Genomic DNA, 25,498 nt, shown 5'->3' with positions numbered 1-25,498 from the left:
ATATAGCTAAAGGTTTACTGACAATCGTCTCATTCCACTACCTGCTGACTTACTTTCTGCTTAGCATATCCATCAAATCAGATTCTTTGAGTTTACTATGGTCAACTTTACTGAACTTATTTACCACAGAGCTCATTTGATTATACTGCTTAATCAGAAGATTAACTTCAGTTACACTTGTTCCGGACCCCTTAGAAATTCTAAGTCTTCTTTTGCCATTTAAAATATCTGGATTTTGCCTTTCTTTTTCGGTCATTGAGTTTATGATGGCTATATATTTTTTCACTTTATTGTCATCTGGCACACTGCTACTTAGCTTTTTTGTGAATGAACTAGGGATGAATTTCATTATGTTGCTAATGCCATCCATTTTACTCAGAGTTTTTAACATTCCCACTAGGTCGTTTAGGTCGAATTTACCCTTTTTTACTTTCTTTTGTAACTTATCAATTTCTTCCTGACCAACAATCTCAGCAGCTTTTTCAACCAATGAGACAACATCACCCATGCTAAGTATCCTTTTTGCAATTCTATCGGGATAAAAATCATCGAGGTCACTTAATTTTTCACCACAAGCAATAAATTTAATTGGACAATCGGTGATCATTTTCATAGAAAGAGCAGCACCACCACGTGCATCACCATCAACGCGGGTGAGAATAATGCCGGTTACACCTATTACCTCATTGAATGATTTGGCAATGTTGACCGCATCCTGGCCTATCATTGCGTCGGCTACTAAAATAACTTCTGCAGGTGAAGCTATTTCCTTTACGGCTTTCAACTCATTCATCATATTATTGTCAATATGAAGCCTGCCTGCGGTGTCTAGTATTAATACATCATAATTATCGTTCTTTGCTGCTGCCAGTGCCCTTTTTGTAATTGCAATAGGCCCCTCATTTATTACTGTAGGTAAAGTTTGTACGTCTATCTGTTTACCCAGCACCTCAAGTTGTTTTTGGGCAGCCGGCCTATAAATGTCTAAAGAGGCAAGCATCACTTTTTTCTTTTGCTTTTTTAGCTTTAAAGCAAGCTTTCCTGAGGTAGTTGTTTTACCTGCACCTTGTAAGCCCACCATCATAATCACAGCAGGGGGTTTAACTGCTAGATTTAAGTCACTTTTCTCTGATCCGAGAACTGCAACTAAATTATCCTGCACAATTTTAATTATCATTTGTGCTGGAGAAACACTTTTTATGACTTTTTCCCCAATCACTTTATCTTTAATGTCGTTGATGAATTTTTTTGCAACTTCAAGTGAAACGTCAGCTTCAATTAAGGCTATGCGTATTTCACGCATGGCAAGATTAAAATCATCTTCAGAAATGATCGACTTTCCTCTTAGTTTACTAAATACAGAATTTAAACTTTCAGTTAACGATTTAAACATAATAGCGTTAGTAGAATACTCATTAAAAAGAGAGAAGAAGCTGAAACAAAACTCACTGAGTTATAACCCAGCACTTCTTTAAGTTTAGTAATATTATTAAAGTATAAACTAGTAAGTGAATTAGTCAAGTTTTGCACTACGCTGGCAAATATTTCTCTAGTTTTAGAGACTAACTGATTGAACAGCAAGACAATATAGGGTATGAAAGCTCTAAAAGTCCAATCAACATCCATTTTAAAATTTATTCTCGGGTAAAATAACTTGCGTAAAGGAATAAACAATAAAGTGGTACATAATAACAAATTAAATTGCGACAAAATATTTTTTGTGTTGTACACAAAATCGAAAATCGAAGATTTATTGTAAATAGGTAAGTAAGGATTGCCAGTGATTACGCATATAAATGCTAAAATGATCATAGTCATTTTGCTCCCCCTCTCTGCTAAAGGTTTTGACTTACTTTTTGCAATAAATAAGTAATAAAGAAACTTTAGCCCCACGCTTAAATGAAGCAGCAAATTTAGAACCTTATATAAATTTTTATACCCTTTTAAGGCAACAGTGTTCATTTCAATTTCAGCTGTGATATATGATTTACTGATAAATCCAGCGGTTCCAGGAAATGCAGCCATTGTAAGTATTGCGATTATAGCACACATGCCTTCCACTGACATCAGTTTACCTACTCCATTAAAACTAATTGTTTTTGTTCGTGAAATAATCGAATTGCTGACCACAAACAATAATGATTGATAAACAAGAGAGAAGATTATATGCAGTATCAAAATTGGTATTGCCTTTTCCGAAGGGCTGAGTAAACCTCCTGCAATAATCAGCAAGCCCATTTGTCCTACAATATTATAGCATAAAAATCTACGAATATTTTGCTCAAGAGAAGCAAATATAATGCTGTAAATTGCAGTGATGGCGCCTACAAGCGCTAATATTTCAGTACAATCTTGCCATAGGTTATAAGTGTGTAAAAGCATCACTAAAAAAGAGACTTTAGTGGTAAATAAAGAGAGATATGTAGTGCCATGTAGCGATGCAGCAGGATATGCATCAACAACCCAAAACGAAAAAGGGAAACAAGCGCAGTTTATCAATAAACCTAAAATTATCAGGTTAGTACTTTGCAGTGCCAATCCTGCTGTTAATATAACTCCAACGAAAAAGTGTACACAAGCGTACCTTATTGCAGGTCCACTATCTCTACAGCCAGCTGCGATAGTAAAAAATGCACTGACGGTCATTAATTCACAGAATATTATAACCAATATCATATGTTCAGATAAAACTGCATAAAGTGAACTAATAGTGTAAGCAGCAAAAGATAGCATCTCTGAAAAAGTCAAATTTTGTGCTGGTAGAACAGCTAAAAATGCAACTGATAAAAAAGATATTAGTATGATACGAAAAGATAAATCAAAATCTAGAATTGGGAGAGACCAATTTACTGCAATGCTCAAATTTTCAGGTAATTTTAGGACTATAACTATTAATATAGTCAGTAGGAGTAACAGTGACGATTTACAAAGTTGCACAATAATTTAAACCAATATGGTTTATGCTATCTCAATATATGAATAAAATCAATTTGCATATTAACCACTAATTAAACTAATTATCATATAATTATATCAGAGTTTAGAGGGTTATAGAGAAACCGGTCAGATTAGGTTTTTAATCTAATCTGACCGATAGCTTTAATAGTGAGGTAAGCTTTAATATAGCATTCTTAATTCACAATGCTACACTCGTGCATAATTTATTTTTAATTTGTGCACGAGCGTTAGTAAATTATTTACTTTTTGAAATAAAATTTGGCATCACTTTAATATCCAGACTTAGTAAACCTCAGTTGGGCTTCCAGTTGGACCCATAAGAATTACTTGTTCACCTTCTTTAAAACATTTACATAAATTAGTGGAACCGCCAGTTTCAAGCACAATAGTGGAAATAATTCCTTTTTTTTTGTCTACTTCAGTGCCGGTTACGGCTATACCTTCCATAGCAAGGTTTGTATTATTGGCTTTTCTGCTATTGGTTTCAAAATTTTGCAACCTAAAGAATTGTCCAGGTTTAAAATTCTTTGCCGCAAGTGGTGCTTTGATCACTATTTCCACAACTTTGTCTGTTAAATATTGAACTTTTATAACCTTTGCAGTGAATTGCTCTTTGATTTTATTGAAAAATTCTTTGTTAGCCAGATCTTCAACGCTTGACCACGCATTTTTTTTCTGGATCTCAGTGTCAGCTACTTGGATGACATCTTTTTTGGTGAAAGTTACTCTTACATTACAACATTCATACAATTGTGCATATGACTCCGAGATTCTAGCTGGAGTGACAGAAACGAAGCTATTAACTCTATTCAAAAGCTGGGAAATAATAGGGTAGCCGTTCTTAGCACTTGCCATAGCTTTCACGACGCTGCCGCTATACGAAGGATGAAGATCACCAAAAAAGCTAATTGTTTTATTGCCTTGCTTATATACTAATATTCTGTCTTTATTCTGCATCTTAGGAGAAAATATTGGATCTATTTCTTTTCCTGATGAATTCAAATGAGTAAAATACCCATTGCTTAATTTAAAATGCTTTTTATCTTCTGTTGCAATAACTGTATTTGGCTCAGTACCTGCTGCTATAAAAATAGAACGTGCTTTCATGCATTTGATTTCGCCGGATTTTGTGTCTATTAGTTTTATTGATTCAGCATGATTATATTTATCCGTCACAACTTCAACTGGCTCTAAGTTTTCAATAAAGTAAATCCCTTCTGACAGTGCATTTTGCACCTCTTCGCTATTTAATCGATAACTTGGCGAATCTTTTAGCTCTTTTCTATATACAACTTTCACTCCCCCCAAACTCTGCATTAACTCTAATATTTTTATTTCTCTACTCTCTTTTTTTGCTAACTTTTGCTTTTCTCGGATCAATTGTGCGTGCGATATAAACTCATTCGCAATTTCGCGCTCTTCCTCTGTCCAATCTTTTTCAACATAGTCTTTTCCATATTTACCAACCAATACCTCGTAACGAAGAAGAAATTTTTCTACTTGAATTGGATAATACGCTAAAGCTTCAGTAGCAGTGTCAATTGCAGTAAGCCCAGCCCCTATTACAACTATCGGCATACGAACTTGCAGATTTGCTATAGAATCAAATTTAAGAGCGCCAGTCAGTTGTAACGACATAAGAAAGTCAGATGCCATACGCACTCCACGAGCTAGCATATTCTTTATTTTTATCATTCGAGGCTTACCTGAGCCAAGCGCCAAGGCGATGTGATCAAAACCTAGATTGAAGCTATCTTTCACGGTAATTGTGCCACCAAAACGAATGCCGCCATAAATTGCAAAATTTTCACGTCTTTCTAGTAATAACCTGATAATTTTTAAGTAATTTTTATCCCACCTAGAAGTAATGCCATATTCTGCCACTCCACCAAACCCACCTGCCGTGCGTTCACTCAATTTTTCGTGTTCAAAATCTTTAATTAGCTGGAAATTATCGATTAAAGGTTCAATCTTTAGTCCATCAATGGCGATAACGTTATGCCCATCATTCAACAAATGATGAGCTAAATTAAAACCAGCAGGACCAAGGCCTACAACTAGAACGTTTTTTCCGGTGTTTTCTCTTGGCAATGAACGCTGAAAATTTAAAGGATTCCAACGGCTGAGCAGAGAATATATTTCAAATCCGTACGGTAAACTAAGCACATCATCCAAAATCCTTGTTTCAATCATTGGCACATTCACGGGTTCTTGTTTCTGATATATGCACGAGTTCATGCAGTCATTGCATATTCTGTGCCCAGTAGCCGCACATAATGGGTTATCTATCATCACAATTGCAAGGCTTGCTATGCTGTAACCTTCGCTTTTCACCAGATTCATTTCTGATATTTTCTGTTCTAGTGGACAGCCATGCAGCTCAACTTTTAGTGGGGACTGTTTAAAAGTATTGTCGTTATTAATTAGCCCCTTTGAGCAGCTGTCCTTATTTTGCTTATGACAGAATATGCAGTAGTGAGCGTTATCTAATGCTTTGTTCAAACTCACCTTTTTGCTTGTTAGATCAAAACCATATCGTCTTTTTACTTCATTTGAATACAGCACTTCAACTTTGTCTACTTCTTTTTTAGAAAATGGTATGAGATTTTCATGGTCAATTTTCCTATGGATACTAAAGAGTATACTCCGTTTATTTTTTACTCTCCACACTGCATATTGTGCCGCAAGTTCTATTTCTTCTTTGTGATTTTCTTTATCTTCAAACCAATGCATCACCTGCTCGGCAAAATTTTTTTCTGTTGTTGGCAAAGTGAGAAAATGACTTAGTTTGTTAGTAATATCTATATTCGCCACATTAATGTATTTCTTCAATGCGTAGCGTTGGACAAATAACCTTTTGCATTTATATACCACAGCAAAGTCATTGTGTTTTTTCTTTAGCTCTTCTATTTCTTTTTCAATGTTGAAAAGTTTTGCAATAAACTCGTCAAATAAATATGAGAGGTCTATTATTAACTGGCTATCACCAATCTGATTTTTCCTTGCTTCAATTAATGAACAAAACAAGCTTTCATCACATGATTTAATATAATTCAAAAATGTCTCATCCAATTTTATTAATCCACTGCGAGTATATAAATTTGAAAATGAGATATTAAGCTGCATTATACAGTATGCACACTGTCTTTTGTATATTACGTATTTTGTAGCATAGCTAAAATCGTTGCTTCTGCAACCTTTTCTTCACCAACACACGCAATACACTCAAATTTACATGCACTTAAACGTGCGTTTTTAACATTAGCTTGCAGAATCAGTGTGTCCCCTGGAGTGACTGGCTTTCTGAATTTTGCATTTTCAATAGACATAAAGTAAATAGCTTTGTTTTCTATTGTACCTTGACTTTCTTTACCAAGAACACATATAGCAGATGCTTGAGCTAGCGATTCAATTATCAAGACTCCTGGCATTATTGGATGACCAGGGAAATGACCAATAAAAAATGGCTCATTAAAAGTCACATTTTTGATTGCTTTTATACTTTTACCAGGATCACACTCTATAACCCTATCTACTAAGAGAAACGGATAAGAATGTGGTAGTATTTTTATAATATCACTGATATTAAATTGCATAAGCCTACTCAATGCCTTTTAAAGCAAATTCAGGTATTTCCTTGTTTATATTGTTTAATACCATATCCGATAAATCAACTTCATCCATAGAGTATAAAACTTGTTTCTTTTTTGAAATAAATAGTACTAAATCTATGTTGTTTTTTTCTGCCGTTTTTTTAGCAACTTCTTTTATCTTGTTAAAAACACTCTCTACTGCATCTCTATAACTTTCTTCTAAATACAACATTTTTTCAGCGTAAGCATCTCTAGCATTTACAGTATGCTTATTAAACTGTTCTGTCTTTTCCTTTTTTGCTTCTTCTGACAAAAGTTCAAATTCTTCTTTTGATGGCTTAAGTTTTTCTAACTCACTTTCAAATTCTTGTTGTAATCTAGAATTCTGCTCCTTTATTTGTTGTTGTATATTTCGCAGAGCAAGAGATTCATTGATAACTTTATCACTATCAATAATGGCAGCCTTTGTGTTCTGAGGTTGATATCCTGCAAACTTATACCCCACAAATAAGGAAATAATTAAGGCAATAACTGATATAAATAACTGTATATATTTCATTCAAATCCCCGCTTCAATAGAAAATTTAACATTTGGTGATGGTATTATATCATAAGATTCCTTTACTAAAGGAAACCCAAAATCTAATCTAAGTCTACCAAAAGGAGAAGGCATTGAAAAGCCAAAACCTGGTGACACTCTTATAAGCTTACTATCATTATATGGATCTTTATATTTCTCATTTTTATCATCTAAGCCAAAAAGTGTTGCATAGTCAACAAATAATGAGCCTTTGATACCAGCATAGTCATATAGTTTTGGTAGTGGAAAATCTACTTGCTGTGTTAAATTAAAATAAGTTTTGCCTCCCAATGAGCTTTTATTTTTGTCTTCTGCTCTTGGTCCAATGCCGGAAAGGTCAAACCCTCTAATCTCATTACCCCCTTTAAAAAAGTGCTGGCCAATGTTTAGATCTTCATCGGTATAAGAAAAAATATGACCTGCTGCCATCTTAAAGCGTAGTATTATGCTATCGTCAATTTTACTTAATATAGGATGCGTGTAAAAAGACAAGAACTCAGATTTTAGGAAGTTTACATTCCCTCCCAATCCTGAAATATCCTGACTTAAGCGCAGTAAATACCCTTCTTTTGGAGTATAGAGGTTATCCAGTTTATTATACGCTAATGTGTATCCTACTGATGAAATCTGATGTTCACCTTCTTGCCCCTTTATTATATCAGAGATGTCATTGTCTTTTCCATCCTTATTATCCATATGTATACGGTTATACTTGTAAGAGTAGCGAATGGAATTAGTTAAGTTTTCTATAACTTTGTATGATAATTTTGTTGAAAATCCCATGTCACAACTGTCGAAGCTAGTGTGTGGTTTATCTTGTTTTTCATAAAATACGCCCACACCTAGTGATGTATCAGAATCGTTAAAATTATTTTCAACAACCTCTACATTAGTAGAAAGTGAATATTGATTTTTCTCAAGAGCAAAAGAGAGCTCTTTACCACTACCAAATAAATTACGATCTGTGAAATCAGTTTTTACAAATGCTCCACCAGGAAAGGACATACCTCCTGCTAAAGATAATGAAGCAGTTCTTTTTTCTTTAACATTTAAGTCAAGATTTACTGCATTGTCATTAACTGCGTAACTATTTACTTTCACTGTTTCAAAAAAATCACTACTAATTAGTTTTTTACGTGATTTTTGAATCTCAGATATATTGTATGCATCACCTTCTGCTACACTTAGCTTACTTCTGATCACTTTATCTAAAGTGCGATCGTTACCATCAATTGTAATTTGATTTATATAAATCTTTTTACCCGGCAGCACTCTGTAGGTCACATCTACAACATTGTCACGTTGTGCATACTCTGGATTAACTTTTGCAAATATATATCCTTTCTCATTTAAATACTTGTTTATTTTTTCTACTGTATTATTAATTTTAACTCTATTAAATATCTTATCGTTTTCCTCTGTTATAAAGTCCAATATTTCTTCTTTTAGGCTTAAATCCTGAATTTCAGTTTCAATATTAACCTCATTATTTCCAAACAAATATTGCTGTCCTTCGTCAATCAAAAAAGTCAATTCTATCTGATTGTTATTATCAATCTCAACAATCGGTTGAATATTATTTTGAATATATCCCTTAGACGAATAAAAACGATCGAGCAATTCTGTGTTAATCAATAAATATTGTGGTGAATAACGAGTTCCGCCCTTAAACATGGCTCTAAATAACTTACTAAATATGTCATTACTATGCACTTTAATAGCTTGCTCTAGCTCGTTTTCAGAAAAGTTTTTGTTACCTATAAATCTTATATCCTTAATTTTAGAGGTTTTACCTTCTTTTATTTTAAAAATTAGATTGACCCTATTACTATCAAGCTTATTCAGCTCATATGCAACGTTAACACCAACCTTACCGTTATTTCTATAAGTAGTGATTAAATTCATTAAATCGTTTTGCAATTTTGTTTCAGTGAAAATAGTTAGCGATTTTGATTGAATTACATTATTTAGCAGCTCTTTGCTGTTAAATAATTTATTACCCTTTAATATTATCTTGTTAATTAGTGGATTTTCTTGAATTTTTACTACTAAATTTTTTTTATCATCGATATAAGCGTTAACACTAGCAAACAACTTTGTTTTATATAAACCTTTTATAATCGAATCTATATCATCGTCGTCTACATAGCTACCAGGTTCTAACTTTATATAAAACCCTATTGTTTGATTGCTTACTCGCTCATTGCCAATGCATTTGATATCTTTTATCTGTACTTTTTCCTTATTTTCTAAAGCAACAAGTAGAGCGGGAAAGGAGATAAAAATTACTATTAGTATGTAAAATAGCTTTTTCATATTTATTTTAAAAAAGACTCCTAATATCATTCGAAATTGCAATTGCCATCAGCAAGAACAAAATGAAAGCACCAAAGGTAGCCTCATATTTTTGATATTTCAAACTTAAATCTCTACGTATAACTGCTTCTATAATATAACGAAATAAATGCCCACCATCCAGTAGCGGAATTGGTAGCAAGTTAATCGCAGCTAAATTAGCTGAAATAATTGCCATGAGATACACAACCATAATAAATCCTTTTTTGGCTGATTGCCCTGAATATTTTGCAATTTTTATTGGTCCACCTATTTCACTTGCACTTCTCTTACCAACGATAATTTGAAAGATAGCTTTGATCGTTAAGCACATAGTGTGGTAAGTTTCACTTACTGATAAGCTCACAGCCCCAAGAAAAGATGACTGCTTTAATGTATTGACTGAAATAATCCCTATAGTTTCTCTTTCTATTATGTTGCCAAAAACATCTCTACTCTCAATTGTCAATGGAGTCAGGCTAGTTCTACGCTCCTCATTATTTCTGCTATATTTAATTTCCATTCTCGTCTTGGGGTGCGACATTATCACACGTGAAATATCTTCAAAGTATTTTATTTTATGTTCATTGATTTGTGTAATAGTGTCACCTGGTAATAGGCCAGCTTGTTTGGCTGCACTTCCTTCAATTACATCCCTAATCACCGGTGGAGTGCGGTAATAACCTGCCGTGCTAAAAAATATTGTAAAAGCTATAACAGCAAGTATCATATTTGCAAAAGGTCCTGCAAAAACCACTGCTGCTTTTTTATACCGCGGTTTTGTATGAAATGAATACAACTTTTCTTCTTCAGTTAATTCTTTTTGATCAGCTGGGACACTCGCTGCATTAGTATCCCCTAACATTTTAACATAACCACCCAATGGAACAGCGCTTAGTTTCCATCTAGTTCCAGACTTATCGTTAAAACCAAAAATTTCAGGACCAAAACCTATAGAAAAAGATTCAACTTTAACTTTGCATGCTTTGGCAACAACATAATGCCCATATTCATGCACAAACACTATAACAGAAATGATTAAGGCAAATGACAAAAAACAATATATTCCATCGCTAAATTGATGAATAAGATTAGAAATTAATTCCACCTGTATATTTAGATCTTAAACAAATGTTAAGTATATTAAAACGCGCCTCGCTTGACAAGTATTTAGTTTAACTTTTAAATTAAAAAAAAGTTTAATTGTAATGACAGATACCTCACTACTCAGAAGAAAATTGATGTATAGAAGCTGGCATAGGGGTTGCAAAGAAACCGATATACTTTTAGGGCATTTCGCATTGAAATATCTTGATAAATTTTCCTTGAGCGAACTAATCGAATACGAAAAAATAGTTGATCTTGATGATTACGAATTATATTGTTACATAACTCGTAAGACAAACCTCCCTCCTGGCTTAAATAGTCAGATAGTCAATTTAATTGCTTGCTTTATTGAAGCTAGTCCTTTATGCACTCAAGATTAGTGATAATCTTATTTACCTTATCTAGTACCTCAATATATTCTATTCTTTTCTCGTTTCTATACTTTTCGCGCTCTTGATTTGCTTCATCCAACCGCTTTGTTAATTCTAAAATTTTATCCTCAAGAATTAGCGCTGCAAGTAAGAAATTTAATGCATCCGAACCCTTACCTCCAGTTTTTTGAGATACAGAACCAACTAGCTTGTCAAAACTATTAGCAAGACGTAATAAATGGCTCTTTTTCCCACTTTCGCAAGATATTTTGTATGTGTTATTACGTATAACTATTTCTACTACTTGCATATGGTGCTAAAAATTTCTATCGTACAGTATAAACTCAAACCCCTACTTTCATCTTATTTATGGTATAAATTTTTATTCATTTATCAAATCAGATAATTTTTTACTGCTACGAAAATATGTTTTAAAGTATTGATTCTTTGTAAACTTCTGTAACATTAAATGGCTTGTTTCTTTCAAGTTATAACTTCTAACTGAAAAAGAACCAAACCCCCTAATTTCAACTCTATTATGATGCTTCAATGTGCTTGAAAGCATCCCAAAAAATCTATCAACTATAGCTGCTATAACAATCTTATCTAAAAAAGGATGTCTTTTTGCTACCCTCGCTATTATATCAGACTTTGTTGCCATTTATATGAAGCCAAAATAAGTAAACCTTATCACTTAGCAGATAATACTATGTTATATTCTTCAACACCCAATACTTCAACTTCTATTTTTTCTGATATAGAGAACTTTTTATTTTCCGGTAAATGCTCTTGATCTATTAGAAGGGTTACATCGTTCTCAACTTCAACGACCAGTCCATTATCTTCTCTCTTACCTACAATAACCTGTATTTTATCGCCTACCTTAACTTTCTTTATCAGTTCTTCAAGAGGATCATACTCTATTTGTTTTATTCCAAGATAAATTCTTGCCCGATTCACGTTAGCCCTTATTACTTTTGCTTCTATTTTATCACCTACATTATACTTCTTTATCTCATCTGAGCTATTTTTAGACCAACTTAAATCTTTCACATATATTGTCCCTTCTACGTTCTCATCTATTTCAGAATCATTGAAAGCAACAGATACATATGAGCCGGTATTATTCTTCACTTCACCAGAAACAATAGAACCAGGAGGATATTTCTTGATAAATACTTGCCAAGGGTTGTCTACACACCTTTTCATGCTTAAACTCATCCTACTCTTAGCAATGTCAATACTGAGAATTTTTACATATACTTCTTGTCCCCTTGTTACAAGACTACTAACTGGTAAATTACTCTTAACCCAAGTTATTTCTGACGAGTGCACTAAACCTTCAATTCCAGGTCTAAGCTCAACAAACAATCCATAATCTTCTATGCTTGTTACATAACCCTTATGCACACTATCAACTGGATATTTTGACTCTGCATCTTGCCAAGGGCTATCTTCTAGCTGCTTCACACCCAAGGAAATTTTAGCATTTTCCTTATCTATTTTTATAATTTTAACTTTTATAGTCTGGCCACAAGCAAAAACTGCAGATGGATGACTCACTCTACTCCAAGAGATATCTGTAATATGTAGCAATCCATCTATAACTCCCACTACATCTGATTCATGAATACCGACAAATACACCGTAATGAGTGATGCTTTTTATTTTTCCTTCTATTATATCGCCTTCATTTAAAGATTCTAAAAATTTAATTTTTTCACCAGCGTGCAATTTTTCTAACACCAGCTTTCTTGATACTACAATATTACCTTGCTTCTTATCCATTTTAAGCACGATGAACTTTTGTTCAGTTTCAATAAGGTGCTTCGCGTCTTTTACTTGCTTCAAATCCACATGACTCAGCGGTAAAAAAGCGCTTATTCCGTCACCAAGATCAACAATAAAACCACATTTAATTGAGCGTTTAATAACTCCGCTTACTTCAGCTCTTGTAACTGTATCTTCTTCCAACTTATTCCATTTCTCGTCTCTAATTGCTTTTTCACGGCTAAGAACAACATTACCATGATAATCTTCAATTCTTTCCACATAAACTCTAATTTTCGAGCCAATAATGATCTCATCATTACAACCGAGTTCCTTGATCAGAATTCTCCCGTCAGACTTTAAACCAATATCAACCACAACGTCGTTAGGGTTTATTCTTGTAATTACACCTTCTACCACATCTCCTTCTTTAATTTTGTTAACAAAAGAATCTTCAAACAAGGCATTATCTTGATCCTCAAATTGGCCTTGACATATCTCTTCTATAAACTTGTTTGATGATAGCTTTCTGATAGTAACCGGTAGATTTACAACTGGATCATTATTATTCATGCAATGTGACCTTTAATTTAAACTTTATTAGAACTCATATATTATATAATATTAATAATTATTGACAAGTAATTTTTCGTTAATTCATTTCGAGAATTGTTTAAGCTATATAAAATATAGTGAGAAAATTATATATGTATCAAGAATATGCTATTTAAGAATAGCAAGTGGATTAGATCGTTCTCCAGAAGGTCCAGGTTAAAACCGGATGTTGATGAAATATTGGAAAAATATTCTATTCAAAACAGCAAGGAATCTATAGAGAAGATTGTAAATTCACGAAAAAGAATATGGGTAGAAATAGGCTTTGGCAACGGTGAAAATATGCTTTACCAGGTGCTCAATGAACCTGATCTATTATTTATAGGATGTGAGCCCTACTTAAAGGGGGTTTCTCGCTTGCTAACAAACATAGAAATACAAAACATAAAAAACATTTTAATATGGACAGAAGATGCAAGAGAATTGATTGCAAATTTTCCTGACAACAGTGTTGAAAGATTCTTTATTCTCTTTCCAGATCCATGGCCAAAAAGAAGTCACAATAAAAGACGATTAATTAATACGGAATTTTTAAATTTATTAGCAAAAAAAATACTTATAACAGGGGAAATATTCATTGCAACCGATCATCAGGACTATGCAGAGTGGATAGCATCACATATAAAGCAGTGTAACTCTTTAATCTATAGGGAAGACGATTTCACAAGTTATACTCTTACAAAATACCACAAAAGAGCGCTCAAAGATCAGCGTAAAGTAAGGTTCTTTAAAGTAAGTGTTATTAATAATTTGCAGACTATGGATCAATAGAGTTTTTGCATATCTCTTTTACGTTAACTATAGATTAAAAATAATAAAAAAAGAGGGAGAAATAGAGTAAATTCCTTTAACTACTTCTCCTTATGAAGGAATAGACTTCTTGCATAACCCAAACTAATACCAATTCTCATTGTTGACCAGTCAAATAGGAGACATTGGTATGACTACTTGGATCCAGCCTTTCCATCCAAGACGGCAGTGCCCTGACTACTTGAATCCAGAAAAAAGAATGGTGTCATGAAAGTAGCTGACACTGGCTTCCATCCAAGAGGGTGTCATCCAAGTAGCCCTTTGTTGTCATCCGAGTAGCCCCTTTCTCGTCATGCCGCCACGAACCGTCATACCGCGATTCATTCGCGGTATCTCGGCATAGATTCCGCTAACACGTAGCGGGATGACGGTTGTCGTTTAACTATAAATATTAAGAAATTTACCAAACAAAAAAAAGGCAAAAGAAGCCCTAGTCATTGTCTACTTTCAGTATTGGCGTTTTTTAAGTCTTAAACACTGCAATTTAGCTGCTTTTAAATGCAACTCACCTTTGTTTAAATGTTTAAGAAATTTACTAAGCAGAAAAAAAGGCAAAAGAAACCCCGTGTTAGCTAGTTGTCACTCTCTAATCCTGCAAATTGGCGTACTATACTGTCTTAAACGACTTATAAGCGCGTTTCAGCTTATATAGGTAAAAACCCAGAAATGTTGTGAAGACATAAGGTGCACATAGTGCAAAAAATTAAAAATAAGACGCCAACTACGTTGTTTTCTTGCTGTTTAATCTGCACAGATGAAGATAACTGAATACCTTCACTATCATAATAAGGGGGCTGGCGAAGGGTGTCAAGTAAGTTTTTTCGTTTCTATTCCCAATAAAAGTTCGTTATATGGTTATGCAAGAAGTCTAATAGCAGATTTTTAAGTTTCTCTTTAACTCTTTAACCAGCAGGCTCCCATGAGGAGAGGAGAGTAAAGATCTTTTTTCATAGATATCTTAACACTTTTTTCTTCTTTTGTAGTTGGCGGACGAGTAAGAAAGTGAACCTTTGGTGCACCACTAATTATTGCCATTGGTGTTTGCTCTGCCCCTTCTCCCATAACTAAAACAGCAGATGTTGCCAGTGCATCAAGAAGATTGACTTGTGTTACTTGCAGTGATTGATTATAAAGATCTGGCTTGCCTATATAGGAATAAAGTGGTTCAAATCCACACCAACCAAGAGCAACGCCCGTAATCCCACGACGCATAGGTGTTACATTACTATCTGTAATCAAAATACCAAGATGTTTTATGCAGTGTTTTGTCTTGAGATAATTCCATATTGACAGAGCTGTTTTCTGAACATCTTTTGGATATAGAATATATACCTCATTACCATTTGATTCATCAATACCAGCAGATGGAATTAAGATATTATCTTTAATCGTTAAACAGATACTGTGAGCCACATCAACAACTGCATCAGCTTCCCTTTTGATTAGCTCTTCTTTAGAACAAGCAGTTTTGCAAACCACTTGTTTTTGACAAATGGAAATGATTTTTGATGTGATAGCAAGAACAACTTCCTCTTTTAACAAATTTGAAACATAGCGATCAAGAACTGCTTCTAATAACTCGCCGCATTCAATACGATGGGTGTAAATTGCTTCAACATGCATATTAACGTGTTAGCCTGCATATAGTATAATCTTTTGTTTGAGCAAGAGCGGTTTTATACCATCCATCAAGAAGTGTTAAGTTGAAATATACATCACCTTTATAAAGTCTGTGAATTTCTGTTATGATAAACTCTGAGATTAGATCATACTCCAAAAAAAGGTGCGCTATTTGTGCTCCACCAATCATAAAGACTTTAGAACTACTTTGGATTGACAAAAACTCTTGCATAGAAGAAATAATAGTGCACTTTATACCTCTATTAAAACAAGAACTTAACTTGTTACGAGAAAAAACAACAGGGATACGATCCTTCAATATGTTTTGGGGTACTATTTCAAATGTTTTTCTTCCCATAACAATAACTTGTTTGTCAGTCACCTGACGAAAATGATCTAACTCACTTGGATAATGCCAGGGCAATCCATTATTTATTCCAATTACCCCCTTGGGATCAACAGCCATAATTCCGATAACTATCATCCCTGTAAAGCAGCTTGAGCTGCAAAAAATCGCATGTGATCACGCACATTATGCACTCGAAGGAAATCAACCTTGTTGTGCAATGCAGATGATAAAGCAATTGTTTCTAAATCTCGGTTAAAGACAGGTTCTGTAGAAAAAGAAGAAATAAATGACTTTCTAGAATGGCCAACCAGAACTTTGCAGCCAAAATTTTGTAACGTTTCTATACTGCGTAAAATCTGGATATTCTGGTACATAGATTTGCCAAAACCAATACCAGGATCAATAATGATCGAGCTTTGATCAAAACCTAGAGCTAGTAATCTATTAATGTTCCTTTCTGCCCAATTATTTATGTTATCAATTGGATCAATGTCACTTGGGATAATGTTGTCTCTATGTGGTGGTATGGAAAGTGAGTGCATAATAACGATGCCACATCCACTGCTAGCAATTGCTTTTAAGGTATTATCATCTAGATCTCCCTTCTGATCGTTTACCCAGGCAATGTTGTAGTGCTCCAAAACGTTCAAAATAACATCTGGCCAGAAACTATCAATGCTGACTTTAATATCGCCAGCTTTCATATAATCGCTAAGATTATCAAGTACTGGCTTTAGACGTGCATACTCTTCCTCTGGGATCTGCATTAAAGATCCAGGTCTTGTTGATTGAGCACCAAGTTCAACTATGCTTGCACCATCTGATAACAGCCGCAGTGCCTGCTTGGTTGCTTGATCTGAATCATAATAAAGACCACCATCTGAAAATGAATCAGGAGTAATATTGACAATACCTACAAGCTCTGGTGAAAGCGTAAAACTCCTTAAAAAGCAATCCTTAATGTTAGGGTTAACAGTACCAAACGTTTTGTTAACTACTGCCATGGGGCTCAGCATTGCCATCAAGTGAAGCAAAAATGGTCTGTTTATCAATTCTGGGTGAGGAATTCTAAGGTAGGGTGTATCGAGCGTTAGATCATCCCATAACAAAATATCCAAATCAATAACGCGAGGTGCCCACTTTTCATAGACCTGCGAACGGCCAATATCACACTCAATTTGTTTTAGACCTTTTAATAGCTCTTCGGGAGAAGAAGAACAACTTCCATAGACAATCATGTTGAGAAATGGCTTATCCCACTCAGGTGGAGCACTGTTTGGTAAAATGGCCTTAGTTTCTAGAATGATCGAAGACTTTAAATCTTTAAAATAGCGTTCCTTTAGTAACTGAGCAGCCCTTTGTAAATGGGAAAAGCGATTTCCTATATTTGAGCCAATAGAAATATAGATCATTAGTTATCTTCCTGTTCTTGTAATGTATTACAATAAGTAAAGAGAACACCTCCATGCACACCGGGAACGGGTGGTGCAACTTTGTGAGTAGTCACTCTTATGGAAGAAATAATATGTTTTTTTTGCACCAAAAGATTATTAATGGCTCTGTATATATCATGGGTTAAGTGCTCGATTAAATTGAATTGCTTGCTTTGAACGAGAGATTGAATACTCTGAACTACCTCCAAGTAGCATATAGTATCCTCAAGCCGGTCAGTTGTAAGTCCTAAAGGGGGGGATTTAAAGGTAAAATCAATATTAACACTAACTAATTGAGAATGAAACTTCTCTTCTGCACTACATCCTAAATGAACCCAAAGCCGCAGGTCAGATATAAGAAGATTACATTGCATTTTAATATCACTGAGTTTAATCTACTTACAATTAATGACACACACTAGCGTTCATCATCCCGTCAAGAAAACCCCACAAGAGTTTTGCTCCTTTTTTAGCGCCTTGCATGGCTTTCTCTTGCTCTTCTTCGCTTAAGTCTACAATAAGATTTGCACATTCCTCAGAATGCCATTCATCAGCATGCATATGAACCGTAAAAAATTGAAGAGAACGCTCATCACTTATTGAATAGTGTTTTTTTAAACCTTCAATTTTAGACTTAGAAACCTCTGGAGTTTGACGTTCATAAGCATAAAGTGCACCCAAACCGGAAGCAAAGTCTGATCGTACAATATCAAAGTAACCATCAACTAACTCCTGTGTCTCTTTAATCTGTGCATCCTTATGGAGATCAGACCGTGTTACACCAAGCCCTTCAGCAAAACGTTTCCATAACTCTGGGTGATTTTCATCACCTTGTTCTTCTTCTATCAAATTACCAAGCAAAACCTGTCGCATTTTTAGATCTGGGCACAAAAAATGTATACCACTGATATAACGAGGAAACGCAGCAACGTGGTGATAATATTCTTTAGCATAGGTTTGTAAAGCTTGCAAGCTTAAGCTTCCTGTATTCCATGATTGGTAGAATGGATGATTTAGTAAGTGCAACTCATCTAACTTATTATTCAAAGATTTAGTAAATTCCATTATTTCCTCTATTATATCAACATATAATTCATATACTATAGTTTTCTCATTGTTACGATCATGCTAAGATCAACACAATGGTGGGATTGGTAGGACTCGAACCTACGACCAATTCGTTATGAGCGAACTGCTCTAACCGACTGAGCTACAATCCCTTTTATCAATATTTATAATACACACAAAAGCAAATTTGTCTATTAGCTTATTTCACTATCAACCCAACTTAGCAAATCATTTGTTGCACCAATTTTGCGTGCAATTTCCTTACCATCTTGAAATATGATTAAAGTGGGTATAGATTGCACTCCATACTTACTTGGCACTTCAGTCCCTTCATCTATGTCGAACTTGCAGATCTTAATCTTGCCTTTTCTGTCTTTAGCCAACTGTTCAATACGCGGCATTAGACTTTTACATGGCCCACACCATTCTGCCCAAAAGTCTATCAGAACAAACCCTTTATAGTCAGTGACTTCAGATTTGAAATTTTGATCATTTACTGATATAATGTCATCACTCATAAAATACCTAAACTTAGAACGATTGCTTGTAAAATATAGCGCATCAATCAACAGTTAATCAACTAAATTCTTCTGAAAAATTGCCCTAAAGTGTCTTGCACAAACAAAAAACTTCTCACAAATGGTTATATCTGATGATTAAAGATATCCACGTTTTCCCAACCCATTAAGTCTAACTCAATGCGAGTAGGAAGAAATTCAAAGCACTTTTGGGCCAATTCTTTTCTATTTTCACGTTCCAACATTAAATCTAGCTTTTCCTTTATCTTATGGAGATACAAAACATCAGATGCAGCATAATTTTTTTGTTTGTCTGTCAAATTTTCATTTCCCCAATCAGAAGATTGCTGCTGCTTATTTAATTTGGTATCAAGTAGTTCTAAGCACAATTCTTTTAAGCTATGATTATCTGTGTAAGTGCGAACTAAACGTGAAGCTATTTTTGTGCAATAGCACGGAAGTGCCCAAATTTCCAAGTAATAACGTATTATGCTTACATCAAATCGCGCGAAGTGAAATATTTTAGTTATATTTTTATCCTCTAATATTTTTCTCAAATTTGGCGCTGTGTAATCGTTCTTGAGTTGAACTAAGTGAACGTTGCCATCATTAAAAGAGAGCTGCACAAGGCATAATCTATCTCTGCTATGAAGTAGCCCCATTGCCTCGGTATCAACAGCTATAGAACTTATATCATCTGGTATTGAACTAGCTGGCAAGTCGTCTTTATATAAAAATATTCCCATAAAATTAATACATTTTTTGGCACAATTGAAAACCTATGATAATCAAAAATGAGCCTTAAGTATACGAAAAGATCATAGAAGGAACCACGCAAATTTATGGGCTCTCACATTTTTCGTGTACACGGGGTTTACAAATCGCTGTATATGCCTATAATTAAGTAAATTTAGGTTAATTTAATTGCGGGAGTAGCTCAGTTGGTAGAGCGCAACCTTGCCAAGGTTGAGGTCGAGGGTTCGAACCCCTTCTCCCGCTCTTTACTTTCAAAATCATTTCGTCAAAAATCCCTTGACATATTTCGCCAGCGCCCTTATTATGACAATAAGGGTATTTATGACTCAAAACTTGTTTTTGACCTGCAGGCTCAATGACAAAATTCAGTAAAAAACTTAAGGTATTTATTGGCGGATTACATAAAATTATAGCGGCTGCATGTCTTTTTTATTTTTTCTACATTCAGCCAAATCGCGCTTATTTTAAGCGTTAGCACATTATTACAGCGCCACTTACAGTAATATAGAGTCAAAACTCGCTACTCGGGGCTTCTTTTGCCTTTTTTTTCATTTGATAAATTTCTTAATGTTTATAGCTCAAAGAGAGGTGTCATTCCAGCACTTGATGCTGGAATCCAGGAATTTTATCAAGTATAAAAGTTATGTTAAAATGCACCATTTATGGAAAACTAGATCCCAGTGTCTGGGCACTGGGATGACGAGAAAGGAGCACTGGAATGACATCATAGGGGCCGCTGGGATGACATCATAGGGGCGCTGGGATGACATCATAGGGGCGCTGGGATGACATCATAGGGGCGCTGGGATGACACCCTTTCCTAGATGGAGATAAATTACAATGTTTGTACAGTTATGGGATTGCGCAGTGGATGAAGTTTAACATAAAAAGCTTTGCTTTTTAAAATTTTGGGTTATACTTAGCTTAAGATATTCCAGTAGGAGGTTTATTGTGAATAGAAAGGAAGCTTTAAAAATATTAGGCTTTAGTCCAAGTGATAATCCAAGTGAATACGAAATTAGAAAAGCATATAGAAAATTAGCTCTTGAATATCATCCTGATAAACATTCAAGTGCAAGTGAGGATGTGCAAAAATACAACGAGGAGAAATTTAAAGAATTAGGTGCTGCATATGACCTTCTCACTGGAAAAGATACGGAAGAAGTTACAAAACTGACTGATGAAAATTTAGATGAAATTAATTCTCCTGAAGATTTAAAGTTTTATCTATATGAGGCTATCTCAGAGGGAAATACAGCATTTCTGAAAAAACTTTTTTCCAAGTTCAAGAGCAGTAAAGATGGAAAATTTGGTGATTATATTAATGATAATATATATGCCTATCCAGCACTGATACTTGCTATAAAAGAAGGAGGGAACATTGAAATTATAAAGCTATTCTTGGAAAATGGTGCTAATTGTGACACGCAGGACAAACAAGGTTGTACTGCGTTACACAAGGCCTGTAATAAATGTTATAATGAAATCATAGAATTACTCCTGGAGCGTGGTGCTGACCCTAATAAAAGAGATCAAGAAGGTAAATCACCACTTCATTATGCTATTTATAGTTGTTGTGGCATTGCTCGTCATAAAGCTGTGGAATTACTTTTGGGTAAAGGCGCTCATCTTAATATGCAAGATAATCAAGGTAAGGCACCACTGCACTATTTGTGCAGTGGACATTTTTTCGGCGGTAGCGTTGAAATTGCGAAATTACTTCTAAAAAAAGGGGCTGATCCAGGTTTGAAGGATAAAGATGGCAAAAAACCAGTGGACTGTGTTGCTGGTGCTAGCAGTGATGCTGGAGAAATGTTTGGTGCTATTAATTATGAGAAAGCATTCTGGATTGGGTGTGCTACGCTATTAACTACAGCAGGTAGTATTGCCTTGATTTCTGGGGTTGCAGACGCGTACATAGGTAAAGTTTGGTGTTCTACTCTTGCAGTAGGTATGGCTGCTGTTGCATTATGTAGTGCGTGCTGTGCAATAAAAATTATGTTCTTTTCAAGACCCTCAACTGAGTTTACTGAAGCTAGGGCAGAGTTTCTTAATAGTCAATCACCAAATCCAGCAGGTGCAGCTTAATAATTATAGCTAAAGTAATCTAGGTTTACCGTCATTCCGCTACTTGTTAGCGGAATCTATGCTGGGATACCGCGAATGAATCGCGGGATGACGGTTAAGTAATTCGTCATCCCGCTACGTGTTAGCGGCTAAGAGATACCACGGCGGTATGACATAGAATTGCTGTCATCCCGCTGCTTGTTAGCGGATGAGATACCGTGACAGTATGACGGTTCTCGGCGGTATGACGTAGGATTGCTGTCATTCCGCTACGTGTTAGCGGGATCTAGAGATACCGTGACGGTATGACGTAGGGGTTGCCGAGAACTTGTCATTCCAGTGCTTGACACTGGCATCCAGTTTTCTTTATAATTTCCTTTGTGAAAGAACAAAAGTGCTTATTTGTAACCATAGCTGGCTTACCAAATGCTGGGAAGTCTACATTAATTAACAGCATCATAGGCAAGAAAATTGCAATTGTTACACCCAAAGTGCAAACAACAAGGACGCAAATAAGGGGTATTGCAACATGCAACAACACACAAATTGTCTTTACTGACTCCCCAGGAATTTTCTCAGCAGAAACAAAACTTGAAAAAGCTTTAGTCAAATCTGCATGGTCAGCAATCAAGGGTGATGACATCACTTTGTTACTTGTTGATGTAAGCAATTATTTGAAAAATATAGAAAGAATTAAGACTATATTTACGCGGCTGCAGCGCACAAAAGGCAGATGCATTTTGGTTATCAATAAAACTGATTTGGTAAAAAGGCCAGAACTCAAGATGGCGCATGAGCATCTGAATTTGCTTTATAAATTTGAAAAAGTTTTTACGATATCAGCATTAAAGAATGATGGACTTTCTGATTTGATGAATTACTTGTCTGAAGTTGCACCGGTGAGCCCTTGGTTTTATGAAGAAGATCAAATAACCGATTCCTCGACAAATTTTTTATCAGCAGAAATTACGAGAGAAAAATTATTCTTGAACTTGCGTGAAGAATTGCCATACTCTACAGCTGTTATAACTGAACAATTTGAGGAAAAAAAAGATAAGAGTTTAGTCATCAAACAGATCATATTCGTGTTGAAAGATAGTCATAAAAAAATAGTGCTAGGGAAAGATGGCAGTAATATTAAAAAAATTAATATCGAAGCACGTGCTGAACTAGAAAAATTATTTGAGTGCAAGGTTCACCTCTTTTTGTTCGTAAAAGTGCGACCTTGGATCGACCGTCCTGAGGAGTATATAGGCAATGCTTAATTCTTTGTTAGTATTTGATATTGAAACTATACCAGATGTAAATTCCTGCAAAAATTTACTCAATATTAGTGATGATAGTAGTGTAGAAGAGAAAAGGGATGCATTAACAAAATACCACCTGGAAATAACAAACGGGCAAAACTCTTTTCTGCGTCAGCCCTTCCACCAAATTGTAGTTATCAGTTTTTTACTTTGCAATATAAGCCACCAGAGCGGTTATGAGGTGTTCACACTGCAAGAAATAAGATCTGGAGGCACACTAAATTCCAGTGAAAAGGAGCTAGTGAAAGGATTTTTTAACTACATATCAGAGAAAAAGCCAAGATTAGTTTCGTTCAACGGACGCACTTTTGATATACCAGTACTGAAGTATCGTGCTATGGTCCATGGCATTCAAGCAGAATACTTTCATAAAGCTGGTGATAAGTGGAATAGTTACAATCAGAGATATAGTATTGATTGGCATTGTGACTTACTTGAAACCCTCTCTGATTTTGGAGCCTCTGCAAGAGTAAAAATGAACGAAGTTTGTGCAGCATTTAACCTTCCTGGCAAGATTGGAGTTGATGGGTCACAAGTTATGGGCTTATATGATAGCGGCAAGATACAAGAGATTCGAGATTATTGTGAAACAGATGTGATTAACACTTATTTGATTTACTTGAGGTTCATGCATCATCAGGGAAGGATTACTACTGAAAGCTACAACAAAAGCGTGGAAGAGCTGCTTTTAGAGTGCGAAAAAAAAGAACATCTAAAAAAATTTAAAGAGGAATGGTTGTGGTGGAAATTTTTATATTGAATTTAAATGAATAGATGTTATGGAGCAATCTAATAATTGCTCCATAGTAATAGTTATAAACTCCTTGCAGTAGACAAGTAATTCTCATATGCTATCTTGCTTTGCACAACTTCTGCTTGTTCAATCTGAGAAGAATTTTTATTTTTTACTTCTTCGAAAAAATTTGACCCACCAAAAATATAATTTACTGCATTGGCAGCGTAATATTGAGCATTACCTAAAACTGCAGAGTTAATTCGATTTAATATCCTAACAGGATAGTAAAAGAGAGATACGTTATTATTTGATCGAAAATCACTTTCATCCATCCTATAAACGGCCTCATGATAACCATCTATTCCATGCAAATAACTTACTAGACTAGAATATCTTTCTGGTGTCGATACTCTTAATTGTGCACCTACGTGAGCATAACCAAACGAACCAGGGCACAATGCTGGCACTGGATCTCGCTGATGGTGAGTGACCCTTATGGTTTTTTCCTGAAGAGCGTCATTATAAATTTCACTGGCAGTCAGGTCAAAAACCCTTGGATCAGCAAAAGTTGCAACATGAACATCTTCAGCGCCTTCTGTTTTGTTGAGGCATAAAGCAGCTATCTTAGCAATAGCTCCTCCCATACTGTGACCTGTGAGATTGATTTTAAAATCTTTGATTTCTGATCCTTGTTTTTCAGCATGAGATTTCAAAATGCCATAAAGATTAGGCCATGAATCTGTAAATGAATTATAAAAACCACGATGAATTCTTCCACCGTCAGGTAAAAGTTCTGAAGTAGTAAAAGATGCATTTAGATCAGTGATTGCATCATTTAAGCCACGAATACCGTGGTAAGCTATTGTTATTTCTTCACCTTTTATGAAAACATACCCAGCATCTTCTTCGAAACTATTACCAAATGGAATGATTTTATAACCTTCGCTAAAAAGTTCAGCTCTAGTTTTATACATTTTTTTAAATTCAAAAATAATATCCTCAGAAGGATTAGTTTCTTTGTGCATTCTCCCATCTGCTTCAATAGCTATAAAATCTTCCTCACTTACATTTTTACAAGTTAATATATGATGTTTTTTTTCATCTAACTTATCGTCACTATCACCATAGCTTATTTTACAGAAATTACTCATTTCCAATAATTTCTCTTTATCAAACCCTGCAATTTCTGCGATACTTTCATCTATCTGGTAAGCAGAAGGTAAAGAATGTGGTTCATTTGGGTCAGCAGGATTTATAAATTCATAATCTTCAATGATCTCAAACTCATCATCCACCTTATATTTGCCGTTATCTGCTAAGATGGAGCTTGATTGTTCAACATCACCTAATTGTGAATCTATACTACTTGCACTAGTACCTGTGGTGCTAAACCAATTGCGTAAAAAACTAAAATCCATAACTACCTCAATCTACTATCAGCTAAACAATTTATTTAACTATAATGTAGATTGATATTATTGTTAATAGTATTTTCTATAATCTTTC

23 protein-coding genes, 2 tRNA genes and 1 pseudogene are annotated in these 25,498 nt (G+C 34.9%); 7 read left to right on the top strand and 19 right to left on the bottom strand.

The features are described 5' to 3' along the window. Positions 1-49 precede the first annotated feature (49 nt). The 7 genes from ffh to rseP all read right to left on the bottom strand — a co-directional run bounded on the left by ffh (position 50) and on the right by rseP (position 10,573). Complete coding sequence (gene ffh / locus AAGD68_RS02175; protein ID WP_253309603.1) at positions 50-1,393, bottom strand: signal recognition particle protein; 1,344 nt, start codon at positions 1,391-1,393, stop codon at positions 50-52. Beyond that, a complete protein-coding gene (locus AAGD68_RS02170) occupies positions 1,378-2,937 on the bottom strand; it encodes a proton-conducting transporter membrane subunit (protein ID WP_265016690.1) in 1,560 nt (519 codons plus the stop codon). The genes ffh and AAGD68_RS02170 overlap by 16 nt, the downstream gene beginning before the upstream one ends. A gap of 303 nt (positions 2,938-3,240) precedes the next feature. Then, positions 3,241-6,084 carry an FAD-dependent oxidoreductase gene (locus AAGD68_RS02165; RefSeq protein WP_265045385.1) on the bottom strand — a complete coding sequence of 948 codons (2,844 nt, stop codon included), beginning with the start codon at positions 6,082-6,084 and terminating at the stop codon, positions 3,241-3,243. A 29-nt stretch (positions 6,085-6,113) separates the two neighbouring features. After that, positions 6,114-6,554 (bottom strand): 3-hydroxyacyl-ACP dehydratase FabZ, encoded by a 441-nt coding sequence (gene fabZ / locus AAGD68_RS02160; RefSeq protein ID WP_253309601.1) that lies wholly within the window; start codon positions 6,552-6,554, stop codon positions 6,114-6,116. A 4-nt stretch (positions 6,555-6,558) separates the two neighbouring features. Continuing rightward, positions 6,559-7,110: an OmpH family outer membrane protein gene (locus AAGD68_RS02155; protein ID WP_253309600.1), complete on the bottom strand. Its 552-nt coding sequence runs from the start codon at positions 7,108-7,110 to the stop codon at positions 6,559-6,561. Continuing rightward, positions 7,111-9,447, bottom strand: a complete 2,337-nt coding sequence (gene bamA, locus AAGD68_RS02150; RefSeq protein WP_253309599.1) for an outer membrane protein assembly factor BamA — start codon at positions 9,445-9,447, stop codon at positions 7,111-7,113. Between the two features lie 7 nt (positions 9,448-9,454). Continuing rightward, the gene (gene rseP, locus AAGD68_RS02145; protein WP_253309598.1) at positions 9,455-10,573 is read right to left on the bottom strand and encodes an RIP metalloprotease RseP; all 1,119 of its coding nucleotides are present in this window, start codon (positions 10,571-10,573) and stop codon (positions 9,455-9,457) included. A 100-nt stretch (positions 10,574-10,673) separates the two neighbouring features. Between rseP and AAGD68_RS02140 the strand changes: the two genes are divergently transcribed. After that, the gene (locus AAGD68_RS02140; RefSeq protein ID WP_265045382.1) at positions 10,674-10,952 is read left to right on the top strand and encodes a succinate dehydrogenase assembly factor 2; all 279 of its coding nucleotides are present in this window, start codon (positions 10,674-10,676) and stop codon (positions 10,950-10,952) included. Here AAGD68_RS02140 and AAGD68_RS02135 read toward each other — a convergent pair. The 3 genes from AAGD68_RS02135 to AAGD68_RS02125 form a co-directional block, all read right to left on the bottom strand. Further along, on the bottom strand, positions 10,927-11,253 hold the full coding sequence (locus AAGD68_RS02135; RefSeq protein ID WP_182183710.1) for a cell division protein ZapA: 327 nt from the start codon (positions 11,251-11,253) through the stop codon (positions 10,927-10,929). The two genes, AAGD68_RS02140 and AAGD68_RS02135, sit on opposite strands and share 26 nt — an antisense overlap. A 72-nt stretch (positions 11,254-11,325) precedes the next feature. Beyond that, positions 11,326-11,604 (bottom strand): HU family DNA-binding protein, encoded by a 279-nt coding sequence (locus AAGD68_RS02130; protein WP_265045380.1) that lies wholly within the window; start codon positions 11,602-11,604, stop codon positions 11,326-11,328. A 29-nt stretch (positions 11,605-11,633) separates the two neighbouring features. Continuing rightward, positions 11,634-13,286, bottom strand: a complete 1,653-nt coding sequence (locus AAGD68_RS02125; RefSeq protein ID WP_264687904.1) for a 30S ribosomal protein S1 — start codon at positions 13,284-13,286, stop codon at positions 11,634-11,636. A 147-nt stretch (positions 13,287-13,433) separates the two neighbouring features. Between AAGD68_RS02125 and trmB the strand changes: the two genes are divergently transcribed. Then, a complete protein-coding gene (trmB, locus tag AAGD68_RS02120) occupies positions 13,434-14,099 on the top strand; it encodes a tRNA (guanosine(46)-N7)-methyltransferase TrmB (RefSeq protein WP_253309594.1) in 666 nt (221 codons plus the stop codon). A gap of 933 nt (positions 14,100-15,032) precedes the next feature. Here the strand turns inward: trmB and AAGD68_RS02115 are convergent. The 8 genes from AAGD68_RS02115 to AAGD68_RS02080 form a co-directional block, all read right to left on the bottom strand. Further along, positions 15,033-15,761, bottom strand: a complete 729-nt coding sequence (locus tag AAGD68_RS02115; RefSeq protein ID WP_341814326.1) for a putative folate metabolism gamma-glutamate ligase — start codon at positions 15,759-15,761, stop codon at positions 15,033-15,035. A 1-nt stretch (position 15,762) separates the two neighbouring features. After that, on the bottom strand, positions 15,763-16,242 hold the full coding sequence (locus AAGD68_RS02110; RefSeq protein WP_264687902.1) for a dihydrofolate reductase: 480 nt from the start codon (positions 16,240-16,242) through the stop codon (positions 15,763-15,765). Further along, a complete protein-coding gene (gene folP / locus AAGD68_RS02105; protein WP_265045375.1) occupies positions 16,239-17,519 on the bottom strand; it encodes a dihydropteroate synthase in 1,281 nt (426 codons plus the stop codon). The genes AAGD68_RS02110 and folP overlap by 4 nt, the downstream gene beginning before the upstream one ends. Beyond that, positions 17,519-17,914 carry a dihydroneopterin aldolase gene (locus AAGD68_RS02100; protein WP_253309583.1) on the bottom strand — a complete coding sequence of 132 codons (396 nt, stop codon included), beginning with the start codon at positions 17,912-17,914 and terminating at the stop codon, positions 17,519-17,521. Before AAGD68_RS02100 ends, folP begins: the two co-directional genes overlap by 1 nt. Before the next feature lie 31 nt (positions 17,915-17,945). Continuing rightward, positions 17,946-18,605: a CADD family putative folate metabolism protein gene (locus AAGD68_RS02095; protein WP_341814325.1), complete on the bottom strand. Its 660-nt coding sequence runs from the start codon at positions 18,603-18,605 to the stop codon at positions 17,946-17,948. A gap of 78 nt (positions 18,606-18,683) precedes the next feature. Continuing rightward, positions 18,684-18,760 (bottom strand) — tRNA-Ile (locus tag AAGD68_RS02090). A 42-nt stretch (positions 18,761-18,802) separates the two neighbouring features. Continuing rightward, complete coding sequence (trxA, locus tag AAGD68_RS02085; RefSeq protein WP_253309585.1) at positions 18,803-19,126, bottom strand: thioredoxin; 324 nt, start codon at positions 19,124-19,126, stop codon at positions 18,803-18,805. A gap of 125 nt (positions 19,127-19,251) precedes the next feature. Beyond that, positions 19,252-19,872, bottom strand: coding sequence for a ribonuclease D (locus AAGD68_RS02080; RefSeq protein ID WP_264687899.1), 621 nt, complete (start codon positions 19,870-19,872; stop codon positions 19,252-19,254). A 180-nt stretch (positions 19,873-20,052) separates the two neighbouring features. Between AAGD68_RS02080 and AAGD68_RS02075 the strand changes: the two genes are divergently transcribed. From AAGD68_RS02075 to AAGD68_RS02055, 5 genes and pseudogenes are all read left to right on the top strand, one after another. After that, a tRNA-Gly gene (locus AAGD68_RS02075) sits at positions 20,053-20,125 on the top strand. 324 nt (positions 20,126-20,449) lie between these two features. Beyond that, positions 20,450-20,635, top strand: a complete 186-nt coding sequence (locus AAGD68_RS02070; RefSeq protein ID WP_265017467.1) for a hypothetical protein — start codon at positions 20,450-20,452, stop codon at positions 20,633-20,635. A 198-nt stretch (positions 20,636-20,833) separates the two neighbouring features. Then, a complete protein-coding gene (locus AAGD68_RS02065; protein WP_253309587.1) occupies positions 20,834-21,970 on the top strand; it encodes an ankyrin repeat domain-containing protein in 1,137 nt (378 codons plus the stop codon). Between the two features lie 359 nt (positions 21,971-22,329). Next, positions 22,330-23,214 carry a GTPase Era gene (gene era, locus AAGD68_RS02060; RefSeq protein ID WP_253309588.1) on the top strand — a complete coding sequence of 295 codons (885 nt, stop codon included), beginning with the start codon at positions 22,330-22,332 and terminating at the stop codon, positions 23,212-23,214. Beyond that, a pseudogene (locus tag AAGD68_RS02055) lies at positions 23,207-24,026 on the top strand (3'-5' exonuclease). The gene era and the pseudogene AAGD68_RS02055 overlap by 8 nt, the downstream one beginning before the upstream one ends. A 43-nt stretch (positions 24,027-24,069) precedes the next feature. On the opposite strand, the gene AAGD68_RS02050 reads toward AAGD68_RS02055, so the two are convergent. Further along, entirely contained in the window at positions 24,070-25,410 is a 1,341-nt protein-coding gene (locus AAGD68_RS02050) for a lipase family protein (RefSeq protein WP_265045371.1), read from the bottom strand. Positions 25,411-25,498 lie beyond the last annotated feature (88 nt).

Source organism: Wolbachia endosymbiont (group A) of Machimus atricapillus, assembly GCF_964027095.1.
Lineage (GTDB): Bacteria > Pseudomonadota > Alphaproteobacteria > Rickettsiales > Anaplasmataceae > Wolbachia.
This window is presented reverse-complemented; position numbering and strand designations above follow the sequence as displayed.

Excerpts from the sequence above, each read along its gene's own strand:
- ffh (WP_253309603.1), bottom strand. The coding sequence starts at position 1,393 with ATGTTTAAATCGTTAACTGAAAGTTTAAATTCTGTATTTAGTAAACTA.
- AAGD68_RS02165 (WP_265045385.1), bottom strand. The coding sequence starts at position 6,084 with ATGCAGCTTAATATCTCATTTTCAAATTTATATACTCGCAGTGGATTA.
- fabZ (WP_253309601.1), bottom strand. The coding sequence starts at position 6,554 with ATGCAATTTAATATCAGTGATATTATAAAAATACTACCACATTCTTAT.
- AAGD68_RS02155 (WP_253309600.1), bottom strand. The coding sequence starts at position 7,110 with ATGAAATATATACAGTTATTTATATCAGTTATTGCCTTAATTATTTCC.
- bamA (WP_253309599.1), bottom strand. The coding sequence starts at position 9,447 with ATGAAAAAGCTATTTTACATACTAATAGTAATTTTTATCTCCTTTCCC.
- AAGD68_RS02140 (WP_265045382.1), top strand. The coding sequence starts at position 10,674 with ATGACAGATACCTCACTACTCAGAAGAAAATTGATGTATAGAAGCTGG.
- AAGD68_RS02135 (WP_182183710.1), bottom strand. The coding sequence starts at position 11,253 with ATGCAAGTAGTAGAAATAGTTATACGTAATAACACATACAAAATATCT.
- AAGD68_RS02130 (WP_265045380.1), bottom strand. The coding sequence starts at position 11,604 with ATGGCAACAAAGTCTGATATAATAGCGAGGGTAGCAAAAAGACATCCT.
- AAGD68_RS02125 (WP_264687904.1), bottom strand. The coding sequence starts at position 13,286 with ATGAATAATAATGATCCAGTTGTAAATCTACCGGTTACTATCAGAAAG.
- trmB (WP_253309594.1), top strand. The coding sequence starts at position 13,434 with ATGCTATTTAAGAATAGCAAGTGGATTAGATCGTTCTCCAGAAGGTCC.
- AAGD68_RS02115 (WP_341814326.1), bottom strand. The coding sequence starts at position 15,761 with ATGCATGTTGAAGCAATTTACACCCATCGTATTGAATGCGGCGAGTTA.
- AAGD68_RS02110 (WP_264687902.1), bottom strand. The coding sequence starts at position 16,242 with ATGATAGTTATCGGAATTATGGCTGTTGATCCCAAGGGGGTAATTGGA.
- folP (WP_265045375.1), bottom strand. The coding sequence starts at position 17,519 with ATGATCTATATTTCTATTGGCTCAAATATAGGAAATCGCTTTTCCCAT.
- AAGD68_RS02100 (WP_253309583.1), bottom strand. The coding sequence starts at position 17,914 with ATGCAATGTAATCTTCTTATATCTGACCTGCGGCTTTGGGTTCATTTA.
- AAGD68_RS02095 (WP_341814325.1), bottom strand. The coding sequence starts at position 18,605 with ATGGAATTTACTAAATCTTTGAATAATAAGTTAGATGAGTTGCACTTA.
- trxA (WP_253309585.1), bottom strand. The coding sequence starts at position 19,126 with ATGAGTGATGACATTATATCAGTAAATGATCAAAATTTCAAATCTGAA.
- AAGD68_RS02080 (WP_264687899.1), bottom strand. The coding sequence starts at position 19,872 with ATGGGAATATTTTTATATAAAGACGACTTGCCAGCTAGTTCAATACCA.
- AAGD68_RS02070 (WP_265017467.1), top strand. The coding sequence starts at position 20,450 with ATGTTTATAGCTCAAAGAGAGGTGTCATTCCAGCACTTGATGCTGGAA.
- AAGD68_RS02050 (WP_265045371.1), bottom strand. The coding sequence starts at position 25,410 with ATGGATTTTAGTTTTTTACGCAATTGGTTTAGCACCACAGGTACTAGT.